We start from the raw sequence: 16,774 nt of genomic DNA on the forward strand, positions 1-16,774 counted from the left end.
AGTCCAGCCTCTCCTTCATTGCGGAGCAGGCTGGAACCATATTTCTGTGCTATTTTGCGCTTATACGGGCTATACCCGCGCACGCCCCTTCACGTTATCGAGGAGCGAAACGTTCGGATCAAAGTGCGTCAGCACCACCGCTCCATCGGCGCACGGCTTCAGCCACATCGTATCCGCTTCAATGCCGTGACGCGCGAGCGTACCCTGCAGGAACGCCTCCAGTTCTGCGCCGCGGCCTTCCTTGCCGTCGACGAGGGCGAGCAGCGTCGGGCCGGCGCCGCTGAGCGCCGCACCGAGCGCGCCGTGCTGCTGCGCCTGCTCCAGGATGTCGGTCATACCCGGAATGAGCGGGGCGCGATACGGCTGATGCAGCGCATCCTTCATCGCATGCCGGATCATGTCGTAACGGCCGGTGCAGAACGCGGCAACGAGTAGGGAGGAGTGTCCGATGTTAAATACCGCATCCTTCATCGTTACGCTTACCGGCAGCACGTTCCGCGCCTTCTCCGTCGCGAGCTCGAAGCGCGGAATTGCAACCAGCACATCAAGGCGGTCCTCCGGCACGATGCGGATATGCTCCGCCCGTTCGCCGTCCCAGAACGCCGCGATCAGTCCGCCGAACAGGGAGGCGCCAACGTTGTCGGGATGCTTCTCCAGCGCCGAAGCGATCTGAAACAACTCGTGGGAGCTCAGCTTGTTGCCGATCAAGGCGTTGGCCGCCACCAGCGCGCCGACGATGGCGGTAGCGCTGCTGCCGAGCCCGCGCGTCAGCGGAATGTCGCTGTACATGGCGATATCGAGCTCGGGATGGCTTACTCCCGCCTTGTCGAACAGAAGCTGGGCCACCTTATAGATCAGGTTGGACTTGTCGGTCGGCACCCCTACCATCTGCTCGCCGTATACCCGGATTTCCGTCCTGTCGGCAATCCCCATCTCGATCCACTCGTACAAGTTCAGCGCCATACCGAGCGCGTCGAAGCCGGGACCCAGATTGGCGGTGCTTGCCGGCACCTTCACATACACTTTCGGATAACCGGATTTGGCGGCGTTTCCGCCTCCGTCTCCCTGAACACTCATGCGCCTGCGCCCTCCAGCTTGCGGATCGCCTCCATGACCGCCTGTTCGGAATCCTGCACGACGAGCGGTTCGCCGCCGACTGTTTTGATCGCAATATTCGGATCCTTCAGACCGTGTCCGGTCAGCACGCAGACGACCTTCTCGCCGCCCTTGAAATAACCTTCCTTATGCAGCTTCATGACGCCTGCAATCGATGCGGCCGATGCCGGCTCCGCAAAGACGCCTTCCTTCGCCGCGATCGTCCGGTAAGCGTGCAAAATCTCGTCGTCCGTGACATAGTTGATTTGGCCGCCGGACTCGTTCGCCGCATTAACAGCCAAATCCCAACTGGCCGGATTGCCGATGCGGATCGCCGTAGCGACCGTTTCCGGATTCAGGATCGGCTCGCCCTTCACGATCGCCATTGCACCTTCCGCCTCGAAGCCGATCATTTTCGGCAGCGACGACACTTTGCCGTGCGCCTTATATTCTTTGAACCCTTTCCAATAGGCGGAAATATTGCCCGCATTGCCGACCGGGATCGCCAGATAGTCCGGTGCGCCGCCGAGCTGGTCGACCACCTCGAAAGCGGCCGTCTTTTGTCCTTCGAGCCGGTACGGGTTAACGGAATTAACGAGCGTAATCGGATGCTTGGCCGTAATCTCGCGGACGATCTCCAGCGCGCGGTCGAAGTTGCCTTCGATGGCGATGACTTTCGCCCCGTAGATGATCGCTTGCGCCAGCTTGCCGAGGGCGATGTTGTTGTTCGGGATAAGCACGATACAGTTCAGATTGCCCCGCGCGGCATAAGCGGCGGCAGCGGCCGAGGTGTTGCCCGTCGAGGCGCACATGATCGTGCGGCTGCCTTCCTCCATCGCCTTCGCTACGGCCATTACCATACCGCGGTCTTTGAACGAGCCGGTCGGGTTGAGTCCTTCGTATTTGAAATAAACGTCCAAGTTCAGCATGTCCGACAGCTTCTCGGCGCGGACGAGCGGCGTGTTGCCCTCGTGCAGCGTCAGCATCGGCGTTTTGTCCGTTACCGGCAAGTATGATTTGTACGTATGCAATAGTCCCATGTATCTCATGATCTACAGCGGCTCCTTTTCGTTCGTTAGACTCGTTTGCAGGATTACGGCTTTATATAACGGGCTATCGGCTTAGCCTTCTACCCGATAGACGCTCTTGATCGATTTGATGACGCTAAGCGATTCGAACTCCGCAAGCACCCGATTCATGCTGGCCATGCTGGCGTCGTGCGTCACGATGACGATCTCCGCTTCGGTAATCGCCTTATTCGGCTGCTGGACGACCGATTCGAGGCTGACGTCGCATTCCGCGAACACCTGCGTAATTTTGGCAAGCACGCCCGCCTTGTCTTCGACGTGCAGACGGACGAAATATTTCGAAGCGATCTGCTCCGCCGTTTTCAGCTTTTTCTCCTTATAAGGCACGAACATCGTCCGGCCGTTTACGCCCAGCTTCAAGTTTTTGACGACGGCCACCAGGTCGGCCACCACCGAAGTCGCCGTAGGCATTTCGCCCGCGCCCGGTCCGTAGAACATCGTCTCTCCCACCGCTTCGCCGTACACGTACACCGCGTTGAACACGCCGTTCACGGAAGCGAGCGGATGGCTCTTCTTCACAAGAGTAGGCTGAACGCCGACGCTGATCATATCGTCCTGGCGCTCCGCAATGCCGAGCAGCTTGATTTCGTAGCCGAGGCTTTTGCCGTACAAAATGTCTTCCTTCGAAACTTGCGAGATGCCTTTCACCTGAACGTCGTCGAGACTGAGGCTGGCGTGGAAACCGAGCGTACCGAGTATCGCCATTTTGCGTGCGGCGTCGAGACCTTCCACGTCGGAGGTCGGATCGGATTCGGCGTAGCCGAGCTCCTGCGCTTCCTTCAGCACATCAACATAAGAAGCGCCTTCCTGGCTCATTTTCGTCAAAATGTAGTTGGTCGTTCCGTTCACGATGCCCATAATCTTCGTAATCCGGTCCGACGAGAAGCCTTCGATCAGCGTGCGGATGATCGGAATGCCGCCGGCTACGCTCGCTTCATAGAAAACGTCGCAATGCTTCTCGGCCGCTTTGGCCAGTATTTCCGCACCGTGAAGCGCCATCAGATCTTTGTTCGCCGTTACGATGTGCTTGCCCTTCTCGAGCGCCGCGAGCATATACGTCTTCGCCGGCTCGATGCCGCCCATCACCTCGACGATGACGTCGATCGCGGGATCGTCCACGATATCCCAGGCATTGTCCGTAATGCGTCCTTCCTCGACCGGGTAGCGGCGCGACTTGCTTTTATCCTGGACGAGCACCTTTTCGATGCGGATCAAGGACCCTACCTGCTTCTGCAGATCGTCCTGATGTCCCTCGACGATGCGCAGTACGCCAGTTCCGACTGTACCCATGCCCAGCAGGCCCACTTTGATTGGTTTCATTCGTCTCTCTCCTCCTGATCCGTCTTAGCAAACTCGTTTTCACGGATATGTCTCATAGTTGATGTTGCCTTACGAACCTTGTCCGATCATGGATGCTTTGCGCACGCCGTCTTGATGGCGTATCACATCCATGAGCCGTCCGGCATTATAGCTGCCCATCTGCGAAGTGTCGATCGACAGAACGACGCTCGCCATGCCCTGCAGCGGAATCGTCTGGTGAATCGTCAGCACATTGCCCTCCAGTCCCGCAATAACCGCAAGAACTTTGGACAAAATGCCGGAGCGATGCTCGAGGTCCATCGAAACGGTCACGAGCCGTTCCCGCTCCAGCCGGCTGAGCGTGTGGATGCCATCCTTGTATTTGTAAAAGGCGCTGCGGCTGATGCCTACCGTTTCCACCGCTTCATGAACCGTCTTCACCTGACCTCTGGCGAGCAGTTCCTTCGCCTGCATCGTTTTGACGACCGCCTCCGGCAGTATGTCTTCGCGGACCAGATAGTAACGTTCCGTGCCGTCTTCCTTGGAATCGTTCACGTTCTTCGTGTCGTGTTCCACAGGCGATTCGTCCTCTCTGTAAAGACTATTGTTTCTACATAGTGGACATTATACCGAAAAGAGAGCGCGGCGGCAATAGGCCGGGCTGAAAATGTTTCATTTCGCCGCGTTGCGGCTGCGAGGACGGACGTGCTAAGATGGTTACTGTTGTTTCTACGAACGCGAATGACCTGCCGCAAGGAAAGGAGGAAACCGATGAAATGCCGGATTATGACGGCCATCATGCTGTTTCACGGCGATGAGCTGCTGATGATGGAACGATCGATGACCCGTACGCTGAATCCCGGCATGTGGGCCGCCGTCGGCGGACATGTGGAGCCGGAGGAGATGAGCCGTCCGCGCGATGCGATTTTACGGGAAATGTTCGAGGAGACGGGCTTCGCACCCGAGGATATCGAGCGGCTGACGCTGCGTTATGTGCTGCTTCGCAACAAAGACGGAGAGCTGCGCCAGCAGTACATATACAGCGGCGACGCCTTGCGGAGAGACTTCGTCGATTCGGATGAAGGCACGCTGCACTGGATTCCCCGGGACCAGGTGCTGGACCGTGATATTCCGTACATATTCCGGAAAACGCTAGAGCACTATTTCGCATACGGGCCGGCGGAGCACGCTTGGCTGGGCATCGCCAGCGCCGATCCCGTTACGGCTCGTCCGCGTGTCGACTGGATACCGCTCACCGACCCGAACTATTGAAGCTTTGAAAAGGCAAACACCCCCATGGCTCCCGCTAAGGAGCGTGGGGGTGTTCCGTTAAGCGTGCATTACGCGGACATATCGTTTTTCCGCTGAAACCAGATTACGGCATTTGTGAGCCGGCCTCTTCCCGAATCGCCAGTCTAGCCTCTTCGCGATCGTCGAAATGCACCGTGCTACCTCCCGTTATCTGGTACGTTTCATGCCCCTTGCCTGCGATGACGACCACGTCGCCCGCCCCGGCGAGGCCGATTGCCCTGCGGATGGCTTCCCGCCGGTCTGCGATCAGCTCGTAGCGGGACGAATCCGCCCCGCCTTCGACTAGCCCACGCTCGATCTCCTGCAAAATCGCCTCCGGCGATTCCGAACGCGGATTATCCGACGTCACCATAATCCGGTCGCTGTAAGTCGATGCGATCTTGCCCATAACCGGACGCTTCGTCCGGTCCCGATCGCCGCCGCAGCCGAATACCGTAATGACCTGGCCTTCCGCAAACTGCTTGACGGTAGAGAGCGCGTTATCCAGCGAGTCCGGCGTGTGGGCGTAGTCGACGAGAACAAGAAAGCTTTGCCCTTCGTCCACCACTTCCATTCGTCCCGGCACGCCTTCAAGCTGCTCCAGCCCTTTCCGAACCGTAGGCAGCGGAGTGTGTTCGGCCAAAGCGCACGCCGCCGCGGCAAGCGCATTATACACATTGAACAGCCCGACCATTCTCAGCTTCACGTTAACGGTACCGGCAAACGTAACCAGCTCGAATGCCGTTCCCCCGTTCTTCAGCTTGACGCCTTCCGCCCTGACATCCGCCTGCGCTTTGATCCCGTATGTAATCACCTGCGCCGCCGTTACGCTGCGAAAATAATCCGAAGCCTGATCGTCCGCGTTCAGAATGGCAAACGTCCGCTTTTCCGGGTCTGCGGCAAAGCCGCTTCCAAGCCAGGAGAACAGAAGTCCTTTGGCGTGCCTGTACGCCTCCATCGTCCCGTGGAAGTCCAGATGATCATGCGTCAGATTCGTAAAAACGGCCGTGCGGAATTCGCACCCGAGCACGCGGCCCATCGCGATGCCTTGCGAAGTAACCTCCATGACGGCATACTCCGTCCGCGCTTGCTCCATCAGGCTCAAGTTCGCTTGAAGCCTGTGAGGCTCCTGCGTATTCGTAGTCGATTCGGCCGTTTTCCCGCCGATTTTCGTTCCCAGATTGCCCATAAGCCCCGTCCGGTTACCGGCCAAACTCAGAATGGTCTCGATCATATGGGCGGCGGTCGTTTTCCCCTTCGTCCCCGTAACTCCGATCAGCTTCATCCGTTCGCTCGGATACCCGTAATAGTGGCAAGCCATTACGGCCATCACGTACCGGGCGTCGGGGACGACAACCGTCGGCACGTCCAAACCGACCTCCCGTTCCGCGACAATCGCGGCCGCCCCCAATCGAACCGCTTCGCCGGCGAATGGATGCCGGTCCTCCTGAAAGCCTGGAATACCAGAAACACAAACGAACAGCTCTCCGGGCCGGAGCGTTTGCGTATGCATGGAAAACCCGCTTATTTCTACCTCCATATCCCCGTATGTCCGGGCTGTAGCGAGCAAGCCGGCCAATTCCCGCAGCTTCATAAATCCACCTCTTCCATTCCTATGCGGCTTCCTGAAATTAACACTGGACGATCCATTCGGTAAGCCTCGTAAACTACAACGCATCATCTTATCTTATTCCGCACAGTTCGGCCAAAGCCACTAATATTGCAGGTTGTCACTATTTCGTCAGCCGCGCATCACCCGCCCTTCACCAAAGAACCGCTAAACACAACAAAAAAACCGGCAGTCTCTGGATCAAGACTCCGGAATTGTTGTTCCTCTGGCAGCAGTCCGCAAGCTTAACTGCGGGCCAAACCTTACTCCTGTTCGACGAATTCGAATTCAAAATCGCCGATTTGCACCATATCTCCGTCCTTCGCGCCGTTTTGACGCAAAGCGGCCTCGATCCCCGACTTGCGGATCGCCTGACCGAAACGGAGCAAACCGTCGTACGAATTCATATTCATCCGTTTCAGCATCCGCTCGATCCCGATGCATTCGACAACGAACAGCTCGTTTTCTCTGCGGATTGTAAACTCGTTATCGTCCGCTTCTTTTTCGAACTTGTAAATCTTCCGTTCGGAAACGTCCTTCACTTCTTCGACGAGCGGCGTCTCCGGAATGTCCTCGAGCAGATCGGCCGTCCGGTACAGCAGCTCCTGGATGCCTTGGCGGGCATAGGCCGAGATCGGGAAAATCTCGATCGAGTCGAAGCCATCCCGCTTCAGCTTCTCGCGAAATTCGCGCAAGAACTCCTCCGCCCCAGGCATATCCATCTTGTTGGCGGCGATAATTTGCGGCCGCTCCATCAGCTTGGGGTTGTACAAGCGCAGCTCTTCGTTGATTTTGATCCAATCGTCGTAAGGATCGCGCTCTTCCGTCGCCGCCATATCGACGACATGGATAATGATGCGGGTCCGTTCCACATGGCGCAAAAACTCGTGCCCGAGCCCGACGCCCTCGTGCGCGCCTTCGATCAGTCCGGGAAGGTCGGCCATAACGAAGCTGCGTCCTTCACCAACGTCTACGACCCCCAGGTTCGGAGTAATCGTCGTGAAATGGTAGGCCCCGATCTTCGGCTGAGCCGCCGATACGACGGAGAGCAGCGTCGACTTCCCTACGCTCGGGAATCCGACCAAACCCACGTCGGCCATCACCTTCAGCTCGAGTACGACCCAGCGCTCCTGGCCTTCCTCGCCGTTCTCCGACAAATAGGGAGCCGGATTACGCGACGTTGCAAACCTCATATTGCCCCGTCCGCCGCGTCCGCCCTTGGCGATGACAACCTCTTGACCGTTTCGGGTCAAGTCGGCGATGATTTCATGCGTATCGTCATCGACGACGACCGTGCCGGGCGGCACATGGACGATCATATCCTCGGCTTTCGCCCCGTGCATTCCCTTCGTCTTGCCGCGTTCGCCCCGAGGCGCCTTGAAATGCTTCTGGTAGCGAAAGTCGATCAGCGTCCGGAGTCCTTCATCCACGCGAAAAATCAGATCGCCGCCCTTGCCGCCGTCGCCGCCGGCCGGGCCGCCTTCGGGCACGTACAGCTCTCTGCGGAACGATATGATGCCGTCGCCGCCATCGCCGCCTTTAACGTAAATCTTCGCTTTATCTAAAAACATCTTACACCTCGTTTTATGTGCCGAGCGGCATATAAATCTCAACAACCGCTCCATCCTCTTCGTATGTAGCTTCGCCCTCGATCAGCCGTCCTATGCCGCAAGAGAGCGACAAATTCACGAGTTCCTGCTTCAGACCCTTACGGTCGTAGCCTCCGGTATAATGAAAGCCGATGACGAGCAGGTGCTCCCTCACGCCCATTTGGAGCAAAATGCGGTTCAGCTCCCCGTCGGCATTCGGGACGGCCTTCCGGACAAACGTTTCGATTACGGCAATCACCGTATCCGCCACCAGCCTGCCGTCAATCGTCAGCATATCGAGCTGAAAGCCGCTCTCCAGCTCGACATCGAGCCGGACCCACCGGCAGCGAACGCGAAACGACTGCAAATATAGGATTAAAGCCGGAACGCCCAGCTTGGAAATGCAGTTTTCCTGAAGCATCTTCTCTTTTACTATTTCCATATAATCGTGCATTTTATCGTATTTCTTCATCTTCAAGTATCCGTATAACACTTGAACATCGTTCATCCAGTCGTGCCGGAGATGATTGATCGTTTGGACAAACAGCTGTTCCTGTTCGCCATACTGGCCGTTCGCTTGATCCGATTCGTATCGTTCGGCGTTTGGTTTCATTCCGATTCTCCGTTCAACGGTCAACTTCTTACACAGTATAGCATGACGTTCGTAAAATAAAAACCCCCGGTCCCGTTGGCCGGAGGTCTTTACCTTATACGATTTCGGATGCTGCGGCAACCGGAGCAGCTTCTACCGGGTAGACGCTCACTTTTTTGCGGTCGCGTCCGAGACGTTCGAACTTCACTACGCCTTCGACTTTTGCGAAGAGCGTGTCGTCCGTGCCACGGCCTACGTTAGTTCCCGGATGGATCTTCGTTCCGCGCTGACGCACGAGAATGCTTCCCGCCGATACCGTTTGACCGTCCGCGCGTTTCACGCCAAGACGCTTCGCGATGCTGTCGCGTCCGTTCTTCGTCGAACCTACCCCTTTTTTCGAGGCGAACAACTGAAGATTCAGTTTCAACATGATGGTTTCCCTCCTTCTTGGCTTGTGCTTGTTGCAAGGGTGATATATTTGCCGTATGCTTCCTCGATCGATTCGATCATGACGACCATCGACTCGAGCAGCAGTTGAATTTGTTCGGATCGGCTCTTGTCCGTTTCCACGGGGATACGGACCTGGAGAAGCCCATCGCCCATTTCGCTCGGAAGCGTTACACCTGTCAATTTCTCGACGGCGTTCACCGTACCGACCGTTACGGCGGATACACCGGCACAAACGATATCATGCCCGTGCTTGCCGTAAAAAGCGTGGCCTGACACTTTAAAAGCCTGAATCGCTCCGCTGTCGCGGCCTCGTTCAATATTCACCCGAATCATGCCTATTCATCACCTGCCCTGTAAATTCGCCGAATTTACAGTTATTCCGCCGATCATCCGGGCGAAAACTTAAGCTTTGATGCTGTCGATGATTACTTTGGTGTACGGTTGACGGTGGCCTTGCTTGCGGCGATAGTTTTTCTTCGGTTTGTACTTGAACACGATCACTTTCTCGCCTTTGCCGTGTTTCTCCACTTTACCGGATACAGAAGCTCCGGCTACGAGCGGGGAACCTGCTACGAGACCATTGTCGTTCGAGACAGCAAGTACGCGGTCGAACGTTACAACGTCGCCTGCGTTAGCTTCCAGCTTCTCGATGAAGATGGCATCTCCCGCTTGCACTTTGTACTGTTTGCCGCCAGTTTCAATAATTGCGTACATTGTCAGTGCACCTCCTCATGTCATAAGACTCGCCTTGTCCAGGTGGCATGTCCAGCTGCGTAGCAGCGAACACACGCTTATTCGTAGACCCGACTCGTGCGGTTGCAGCATGTGCCAGCGCACATACCCAAGTATCATAGCACAACTCGATAGCCGAGTCAACGAGAAAAGCCGTTTTCACTGCGATGAATCCACAGTGAAACGGCTGGCCGCATTCGCTCCTATTTCCCCTTCAACGCGCCGACAGCCTGATTGATTTTTTCGTCGGTTACCCTCAGCGCCGTATTGACGTCGTATTGCTCAAATATATAGTCGCCGTGCACCTCATACAGCACATCCATCCCTTGCGAGCGATAAATGCTGTAGGGCTGATGGCTGACGATTTTATTTTTGAATATAGCCGGAATGTTTTTTCCTTTCAAGTAGGGGATATCCGCTCCGTACTGGTCCTTGTAGACCGGATTGACCTGTGGAGAAATGTAGCCCATACTCCGGACGGCGAACAGCTGCGCCTGCTCGGACAGGAACGTTTCGATGACACGGAACGCGTCGTCCTTATGCTGACTCGTTTTGGTGATGCCCATAATGAAGCTGTCCACGATCCCGCCGACGTTCGGCATATCGGGATAATACGGGGATTGGGCGATATCCCAGTTGACATCCGAGTCCTTCAGATTGGAGAAGCGGTTAACCGCATAATACATCGCCAAATTTTTATCTTTGCGGAACTGGTCCAGCGCATTCTTGTTCACATCTTTCGGGGACGCCGGCATGTTGCCGGGGATCGAGAAGAACAGTTTGGATAACTCGAAGGCGCGCTTATACGATTCGTTGATGACGGAAGCTTTATCCGTCTTCGCATCGACCGGCGTCACGCCGAACGGGTCGGCAAGACGGTGGATCTGGTCGGTTTTGAAGCCTAAATATTGGGCCCCCCCGTGATACCGGCTCACCTTCTTAGCCAGCTCGACCGTCTCGTTCCAGGTCAGGCCGTCCTTCGGATAAGGAACGCCGAACATATCAAAAATGTCCTTATTGTAGTACATGGCGAAAAATTGCAGGTTAAAGGGCAGACCGATGAGCTGGCCGTTGCCCGAGTTGCCCCGGACGGCTTCGAGCACGACGGGCTCGAAACGGGACATATCCATTTTGAACTTTTTCATGAGCGGTTCGATATCGTAGTTTAAATCCATCTGGACGATCCGCCCCGCCACAACATGTGCGACGGTGTACAGATCGACCTGCTCGCCCCTCTGGATCAGCTCGTTCAGATCGCCTTTGACTTCTTTCACCGTAATGTGCGGGTACTTTTTCTTCAGCGGGTTTACGATTAACTCGTCCCAGTTTTCCGATATTTCCGATCTTACGTTCATCGTGATTGTAACCGGTTTCAATTCTTCCGCCGGCTTACCTTCCTCATTGTCTTTGACACCGGACGAACCGGTGCTGCACCCTGAGACGGCAAAACAAACGGACAAGAGTGACGATAACATGACGAGAGACAACTTGTTGCGCAAGCGGATTCCCCCCATTTCTCCGAATTAAAAGCGGAAATTGAATTTCCTTAATCATTATGATAACTAGTTTATGTAAGAAACACAATATCCTAACAAGTGAATCGCCCTATATAATTTCGGCGGCGGCACATGAGAACTACCGACACGAACGGCTTCCCTTCACCAAACACAAAAAAGCGAGCTACGCGCCAGGCGCAACCCGCATCTTGATGATGTACAAGCGCTGCTATCCTCCAAACCTCGCCATCATGCCTGCGCCGCATTAACGCCTTTTGCCTTGCGAAGCGCGCTCGATCGGCACCTTACCCGTACCCCCGCAAACGCCACATACCGCAAACATCGAATCGTCCAAGCTTTCGCGCGCCTTCTTGCGCGTGATCTCCATAAGCCCGAGCTTCGTCCAGCCGACGGCGAACGTTTTCGTCCGGTCTTTCCGGAACTCCTGCTCCAGCAGGGCGGCGATATCGGCGCGATGCTTGTCCGAGGTCATATCGATGAAATCCACAAGCACGATGCCTCCGATATCCCTCAGCCGCAGCAAACGGGCGATTTCCGCCGCCGCCTCGGCATTGGTCGTAAACACCGTCGCTTCGGGATCGTCCGTTCCGGTAAACTTGCCGGTATTGACGTCGATCACCGTGAGCGCCTCCGTCCGGTCAAGGACGAGATAGCCGCCGCTCTTGAGCCATACCTTACGCTTCATCGCCCGCTCCAGTTGTTCCTTGACCGGGTAGGCGACAAAAACGGGCTCGCGTTTTTTGTAAATATGGATGCGCTGGGCCAGTTCCTCGGACATCTCGCGTACGCGGCGTCCAAGCGCCTCCCCCCGCACCGGGTCGTCGATAATCAGCTCGTCTACGTAATCGTTAAACGCGTCGCGGACGACGCGATCAAGCACGCCCGGCTCCCGGTACAGCAGCAGCGGAGCCTCTGACGTTTCCGCCAGCCGCAGCACATCTTCCCAGTCGCCTCTCATGACGCCGAGATCCCGCTCCAGCGCCACCAGCGTCTCATGCTCGGCAACCGTACGGATAATAAGACCTTCGCCCGGCCTGCGCAGCTGCTCGGCAACATCCTTCAGCCGCGAGCGCTCCTGCTCCGAGCTGATTTTGCGCGATACGCCGACGTAATCGGCATTCGGCATATAAACGATCCATCTTCCCGGCAGCGAAAAATGGGTCGTGATTCTTGCCCCTTTCGTGCCGAGCGGTTCCTTGATCACTTGAACGAGCAGCTTCTGCCCCGGCTGAATCAGCTCCGAAATCGACGGCTTGACCAATGGAATTTTGTCCAAATGGGCCGGAAGCAAATCATCGATATACAAAAACGCATTTTTATCCAGCCCGATATCGACGAAAGCGGCCTGCATGCCCGGAAGCACATTAACAACTTTTCCGATATACACACTGCCTACAAGCTGCTTGTCGACCGGGCGCTCGGCATAAAACTCGGTCAGCACCCGCTCTTCCAGAAGCGCCACCTGCGTCAGCGTATCCCGGCAATGCACGACAATCTGTTTCAATGAAACGTCACCACCTCACCATAGAGCCACATAACCCTTCTATTCTAACACGAAAACGTCGGAAACGGCACTTCCGGGCCGGTTTAATTGGAAATAGGCGTACAGCAGCTTATGTTCCGGCAGCACGGCTTCGATACGGCCCCTATCGTTCAAAATGTAGACGAGATGGTATTTGTCTCTCATGAACAGGCGGACGATCTCGGCAATGGTGCGATACCGGTAAATGACGATAGGCTGCGCCAGCGTCCCTCTATCTATTAGACGCTCCATAACCGGTTCCCGGTTCATTAAAAACCGGACAAACCGGAACGAGACATGCCGGTAACCGAACCAGTTCGAATAGGCGAGGAACAGCGCTATGGCGAGCAGGTTGAGCTGGACGCCGCCGGAGCGGACCCCGGATAAGGCGGCCGCCGCCAGCAAAAGCGAGAGCAGCAGACTGACGAGGGCGCACAGCACAAGCGTCCGGTAATAAGGCAGCCAGCGGCCTATGAGCGCCTGCATCACCTTGCCTCCGTCAAGCGGCAATATCGGCAGCAGATTAAACAGACCGATCATCGCGTTCGCTTTAATAAAATAGCCGCACCACTGCGAGTCCCACAGGCCGAGCTTGCCCATGATGACGGCAAATAACGCCATCCAGGCGTTCTGCAGCGGTCCGGCGAGGGCGACGGCCGCCTCCTGAAACGAGCTGGACCTGCCGCGGTCATCCGTTTCGGCCACCCCTCCGAACGGCAGCAGCTCGATGCGGATAACGTTCCAGCCGAAGCTTTTGGCGCAGACGACATGGCCGAGCTCGTGAATAAGAACGATGGCGAACAGCGTAAGCAACTCGGCGAAATAGCCGGTTGCGACCGCTAGCAGCATCAGCAGCGAGAAGAGCGGATGAAGACGGAACGTGATCCCGCGTATTTTAATCAAACGGAATCACTTCTTGCGGTTTCACATATTCGCCTTCTTTCTTGACGGCCACGTACAGCTTGCCCGCTCCGCCTGCGGCATCCGTCGTCACGCTGCCGATCGTTTCCCCTCCCTTGACCCAATCGTTCGTTTTCAGGCTCGTACCTTGCAGCCAGCCGTATATCGATTGCAGGCCCCCGCTGTGCTGAAGGACGACTGTCGTCCCTTTGTCCGCCGAATCGCTGACGGCAACCACTCGGCCCGTATCGATCGCCACGACCTTCGCTTCCGGTACCGTACGGAGCGTTATGCCCAGTTCGCCGTCCGATAACTTCTCGACGATTTTACCGTGTACGGGGGTGTACATGCCTTTCAGCGACGAGGAGCTGACTTTTTGCGCTTCCGGGTCCCTTTTGCCGCCGAGCGCCGGTAAAATGGCGGGCAAGCCGCCGAACTTCCGTTCATACCAGGCCGCCATCCCGGAGAAATTGTATTCCTCCGTCAAGGCTGCCGTCACCCAGCGCTGACCCCGTTCGGCGAGCGGATGATCGACCTGGAACATCCCCCATATCCCGGCGAACAACACTGCGCTGATACCGAGCTTCGTCCACAAACTTCGTATACTCGGGGGCTTCCGCTCCCAGTTCCCGCCGCCGCCCGGTCCGCCCAGCGATCGCCATCGCTGGCTCTCCTGCCGTTTCCACGCCCATTCGGGGTCGTCCTCCTCGCGATAAGCGAGTAGCCGCTGCTCGGACGCTTGCCTCCGGAACGGGGTACCCTCCTCCGCGGATTCGTAGCTCACCGGAGCTCGTTCCATCTCCCGGCTTCCTTGGCCGTCTGCTCTATTGCCGCCGCCAAACCGTTCTTCTTGTCCGGTTGTGACGATTTGCTTCATTCGGTCCATCCGCCGCCTGCGGACGTTCGACTTGACTTCCATGAGCGGTTCCCCCTCATTCGCCGCGCTCACCCGGAGCGGGTGCAGACAGGCTTCTCCCTACATCCTATGAGCCGAGGACAAGGGGTAGAACCGGACGGGGAAGGCGCATACTTGCTGCCCGCCGGACATGCGAAATAGCCTAACCCGGCTCGCAAGGGAGGGGATTAGGCTATTGTGCAGGTACAGATTCGAGTGCAGGGGCGACCGGAATCAATACAGCGACTTCTGCTCCTGATGCACATGAATGCTCAGCACCACGCCGATCGCCATCATATTGATGAGTAGCGAGGAGCCGCCGTAGCTGACGAAGGGCAGCGTAATGCCGGTTAGCGGCATAATGCCGATCATCATGCCGATATTCTCGAACACCTGGAAGACGTACATGGAGACGATACCGATTATGATAAAGGCCCCCGTCCGGTTCATGCTCTGGATCGAAATGTAGATCATCCGGTAAATGAGCAGGAAATACAGCAGCAGCAGCACGGAAGACCCGACGAAACCGAACTCCTCGCCGATGACGACGAAGATCGAATCCGAATACGGAAGCGGGATGAAGCCTTGCTGCACCGAGCTGCCGTTCAGGTACGTCTCCCCGGTCAGCCCGCCGGAGCCGATCGCCCGCATCGAATTGTGCACCTGGTATTTGGCGTCGGCCGACGCCGCATCCGGATCGATAAACGTATGAATCCGGTTTATGCGATGCACCCATTCGCCCATGTCGTTTTCCTTCAGATACTGCACGACCGGATCGTAGTAAATTTGGAACAAGTAAAAAAACAAGGCGATAAAGCCGCCGATCAGCGCTGTTCCGATCAGCACATGCGTGTACTTGATGTTCCCGATCCAATACATCACGATCAGCACAACCAAAAAAATGATCGCATTGCCCAGGTCCGGCTGAATCACGATCAAACCAACCGGCAGCGCCACCATAAGCCCGATCGGGACGACCTCCTGCCAGAATCGCAGCGGCTCGCCGCCGCGCCTGCCGATAAACATCGCAATCGCAATGATGGTCAGCAGTTTGACCAGCTCGGCCGGCTGGAAATTAAAGCCGAACGGGAGCAAAAACCAGCTTTTGGCCGAATTTTTCTCCGCCCCAAACAAATAAACCGCTATGAGCAGCACGATCCCGAACGCATACAAGTACCAGCCTGCCCTTACGAGAAGCCGGTAATCGAACAGCATCGCGGCAAAAAGGACGACAAAGCCGATCGCGTAGTTGATGACGTTCTTGATATCCGTCCCTTGGAAATACGGGTCGTTAGCCGTAGCGCTATGGACGACGAGCGTGCTTATCCCCATAAACAACGCCATCAAAATGACGATCGACCAATCCGTTCGTTTCAGTTTGTCCAGCAACTTCTTCTCATCCTATTCCGAAGAGCTTCTTCACTTTATGCATCACGCCCGTTTTCTCTTCCAGCGGCATAAGCGGCACCGTGTCGCCCAAAATGCGGCGGGCAATGTTCCGGTAAGCGATCGCCGCCCTCGCCTTCGGGTTCATCACGGTAGGCTCCCCGCTGTTCGCCGCCTTGAGGACCGCTTCATCGTCCGGCACGATGCCGAGCAGATCGATCGCCAGCACGGAGCAAACCTCGTCGATATCGAGCATTTCGCCCTTCTTCATCATCGTCGCTTTCACGCGATTAATAATCAACTTCGGGCCGTGCACCTTCTCCTGCTCGAGCAGCCCGATGATCCGGTCCGCATCGCGGACCGCGGCAAGCTCCGGCGTCGTCACGACGATCGCTTTATCCGCGCCGGCTACCGCATTTTTGAACCCTTGCTCGATGCCCGCCGGGCAGTCGATAATGACATAATCGTTTTCTTTCTTCAGCTCCAGCACCATATCGCGCACCGCTTCGGGCGTGACGGAATGCTTATCCTTCGTCTGGGCAGCCGGCAGCATATACAGCTCGTCGAACCGTTTATCCTTGATAAGCGCCTGCTGCAAGCGGCAGCGGCCTTCGGCTACGTCGACAAGATCATAGATGATCCGGTTTTCGAGTCCCATGACAACATCCAGATTGCGGAGGCCTATATCGGTATCGACCATGCATACTTTTTTCCCAAGCAGCGCCAGCGCTGTACCGAGATTGGCCGAGGTCGTCGTTTTACCGACGCCCCCTTTGCCGGAAGTAATGACGATTGCCTCTCCCATGCGAA

Annotated in this window: 17 protein-coding genes and 1 other annotated feature; of the genes, 1 reads left to right on the forward strand and 16 read right to left on the reverse strand. The window is 56.4% G+C overall.

Annotated features, from left to right (window positions below):
* Positions 1–69 precede the first annotated feature (69 nt).
* From thrB to D7M11_RS16715, 4 genes are all read right to left on the reverse strand, one after another.
* Positions 70–1,077, reverse strand: coding sequence for a homoserine kinase (gene thrB, locus D7M11_RS16700; RefSeq protein ID WP_120748377.1), 1,008 nt, complete (start codon positions 1,075–1,077; stop codon positions 70–72).
* Entirely contained in the window at positions 1,074–2,144 is a 1,071-nt protein-coding gene (gene thrC, locus D7M11_RS16705) for a threonine synthase (protein ID WP_120748378.1), read from the reverse strand. The genes thrB and thrC overlap by 4 nt, the downstream gene beginning before the upstream one ends.
* Before the next feature lie 72 nt (positions 2,145–2,216).
* The gene (locus D7M11_RS16710; RefSeq protein WP_120748379.1) at positions 2,217–3,503 is read right to left on the reverse strand and encodes a homoserine dehydrogenase; all 1,287 of its coding nucleotides are present in this window, start codon (positions 3,501–3,503) and stop codon (positions 2,217–2,219) included.
* Positions 3,504–3,572: 69 nt separating this feature from the next.
* Positions 3,573–4,058 (reverse strand): ACT domain-containing protein, encoded by a 486-nt coding sequence (locus D7M11_RS16715; protein WP_275671707.1) that lies wholly within the window; start codon positions 4,056–4,058, stop codon positions 3,573–3,575.
* 195 nt (positions 4,059–4,253) lie between these two features.
* Here D7M11_RS16715 and D7M11_RS16720 point away from each other — a divergent pair, with 195 nt between their 5' ends.
* Entirely contained in the window at positions 4,254–4,754 is a 501-nt protein-coding gene (locus tag D7M11_RS16720; RefSeq protein WP_158606667.1) for an NUDIX domain-containing protein, read from the forward strand.
* 103 nt (positions 4,755–4,857) lie between these two features.
* On the opposite strand, the gene D7M11_RS16725 is transcribed toward D7M11_RS16720, so the two are convergent.
* The 12 genes from D7M11_RS16725 to minD all read right to left on the reverse strand — a co-directional run bounded on the left by D7M11_RS16725 (position 4,858) and on the right by minD (position 16,769).
* A complete protein-coding gene (locus tag D7M11_RS16725) occupies positions 4,858–6,366 on the reverse strand; it encodes a UDP-N-acetylmuramoyl-L-alanyl-D-glutamate--2,6-diaminopimelate ligase (protein ID WP_120748381.1) in 1,509 nt (502 codons plus the stop codon).
* Positions 6,367–6,644: 278 nt separating this feature from the next.
* Positions 6,645–7,952: a GTPase ObgE gene (gene obgE / locus D7M11_RS16730; RefSeq protein ID WP_120748382.1), complete on the reverse strand. Its 1,308-nt coding sequence runs from the start codon at positions 7,950–7,952 to the stop codon at positions 6,645–6,647.
* A gap of 13 nt (positions 7,953–7,965) precedes the next feature.
* The gene (locus tag D7M11_RS16735; protein WP_120748383.1) at positions 7,966–8,583 is read right to left on the reverse strand and encodes a Spo0B domain-containing protein; all 618 of its coding nucleotides are present in this window, start codon (positions 8,581–8,583) and stop codon (positions 7,966–7,968) included.
* A gap of 94 nt (positions 8,584–8,677) precedes the next feature.
* Positions 8,678–8,992, reverse strand: coding sequence for a 50S ribosomal protein L27 (rpmA, locus tag D7M11_RS16740; protein ID WP_120748384.1), 315 nt, complete (start codon positions 8,990–8,992; stop codon positions 8,678–8,680).
* Positions 8,986–9,345, reverse strand: coding sequence for a ribosomal-processing cysteine protease Prp (locus D7M11_RS16745; RefSeq protein ID WP_120748385.1), 360 nt, complete (start codon positions 9,343–9,345; stop codon positions 8,986–8,988). The genes rpmA and D7M11_RS16745 overlap by 7 nt, the downstream gene beginning before the upstream one ends.
* Before the next feature lie 69 nt (positions 9,346–9,414).
* Positions 9,415–9,726: a 50S ribosomal protein L21 gene (gene rplU / locus D7M11_RS16750; protein ID WP_120748386.1), complete on the reverse strand. Its 312-nt coding sequence runs from the start codon at positions 9,724–9,726 to the stop codon at positions 9,415–9,417.
* Between the two features lie 15 nt (positions 9,727–9,741).
* Positions 9,742–9,840, reverse strand: a sequence feature (ribosomal protein L21 leader region).
* A gap of 107 nt (positions 9,841–9,947) precedes the next feature.
* Positions 9,948–11,243, reverse strand: coding sequence for an extracellular solute-binding protein (locus D7M11_RS16755; RefSeq protein WP_158606668.1), 1,296 nt, complete (start codon positions 11,241–11,243; stop codon positions 9,948–9,950).
* A 262-nt stretch (positions 11,244–11,505) separates the two neighbouring features.
* Positions 11,506–12,765 carry an Rne/Rng family ribonuclease gene (locus D7M11_RS16760; RefSeq protein ID WP_120748388.1) on the reverse strand — a complete coding sequence of 420 codons (1,260 nt, stop codon included), beginning with the start codon at positions 12,763–12,765 and terminating at the stop codon, positions 11,506–11,508.
* Positions 12,766–12,804: 39 nt separating this feature from the next.
* The gene (locus tag D7M11_RS16765; RefSeq protein ID WP_240041148.1) at positions 12,805–13,686 is read right to left on the reverse strand and encodes a M50 family metallopeptidase; all 882 of its coding nucleotides are present in this window, start codon (positions 13,684–13,686) and stop codon (positions 12,805–12,807) included.
* Complete coding sequence (locus D7M11_RS16770; protein ID WP_120748389.1) at positions 13,679–14,602, reverse strand: peptidoglycan DD-metalloendopeptidase family protein; 924 nt, start codon at positions 14,600–14,602, stop codon at positions 13,679–13,681. Before D7M11_RS16770 ends, D7M11_RS16765 begins: the two co-directional genes overlap by 8 nt.
* A gap of 210 nt (positions 14,603–14,812) precedes the next feature.
* Entirely contained in the window at positions 14,813–15,967 is a 1,155-nt protein-coding gene (locus D7M11_RS16775; RefSeq protein ID WP_120748390.1) for an FtsW/RodA/SpoVE family cell cycle protein, read from the reverse strand.
* A 7-nt stretch (positions 15,968–15,974) separates the two neighbouring features.
* Positions 15,975–16,769, reverse strand: a complete 795-nt coding sequence (gene minD, locus D7M11_RS16780) for a septum site-determining protein MinD (protein ID WP_120748391.1) — start codon at positions 16,767–16,769, stop codon at positions 15,975–15,977.
* Positions 16,770–16,774: the final 5 nt, after the last annotated feature.

The sequence above is a fragment of the Paenibacillus ginsengarvi genome (assembly GCF_003626695.1).
In the GTDB taxonomy this organism is placed as follows: domain Bacteria; phylum Bacillota; class Bacilli; order Paenibacillales; family NBRC-103111; genus Paenibacillus_AB; species Paenibacillus_AB ginsengarvi.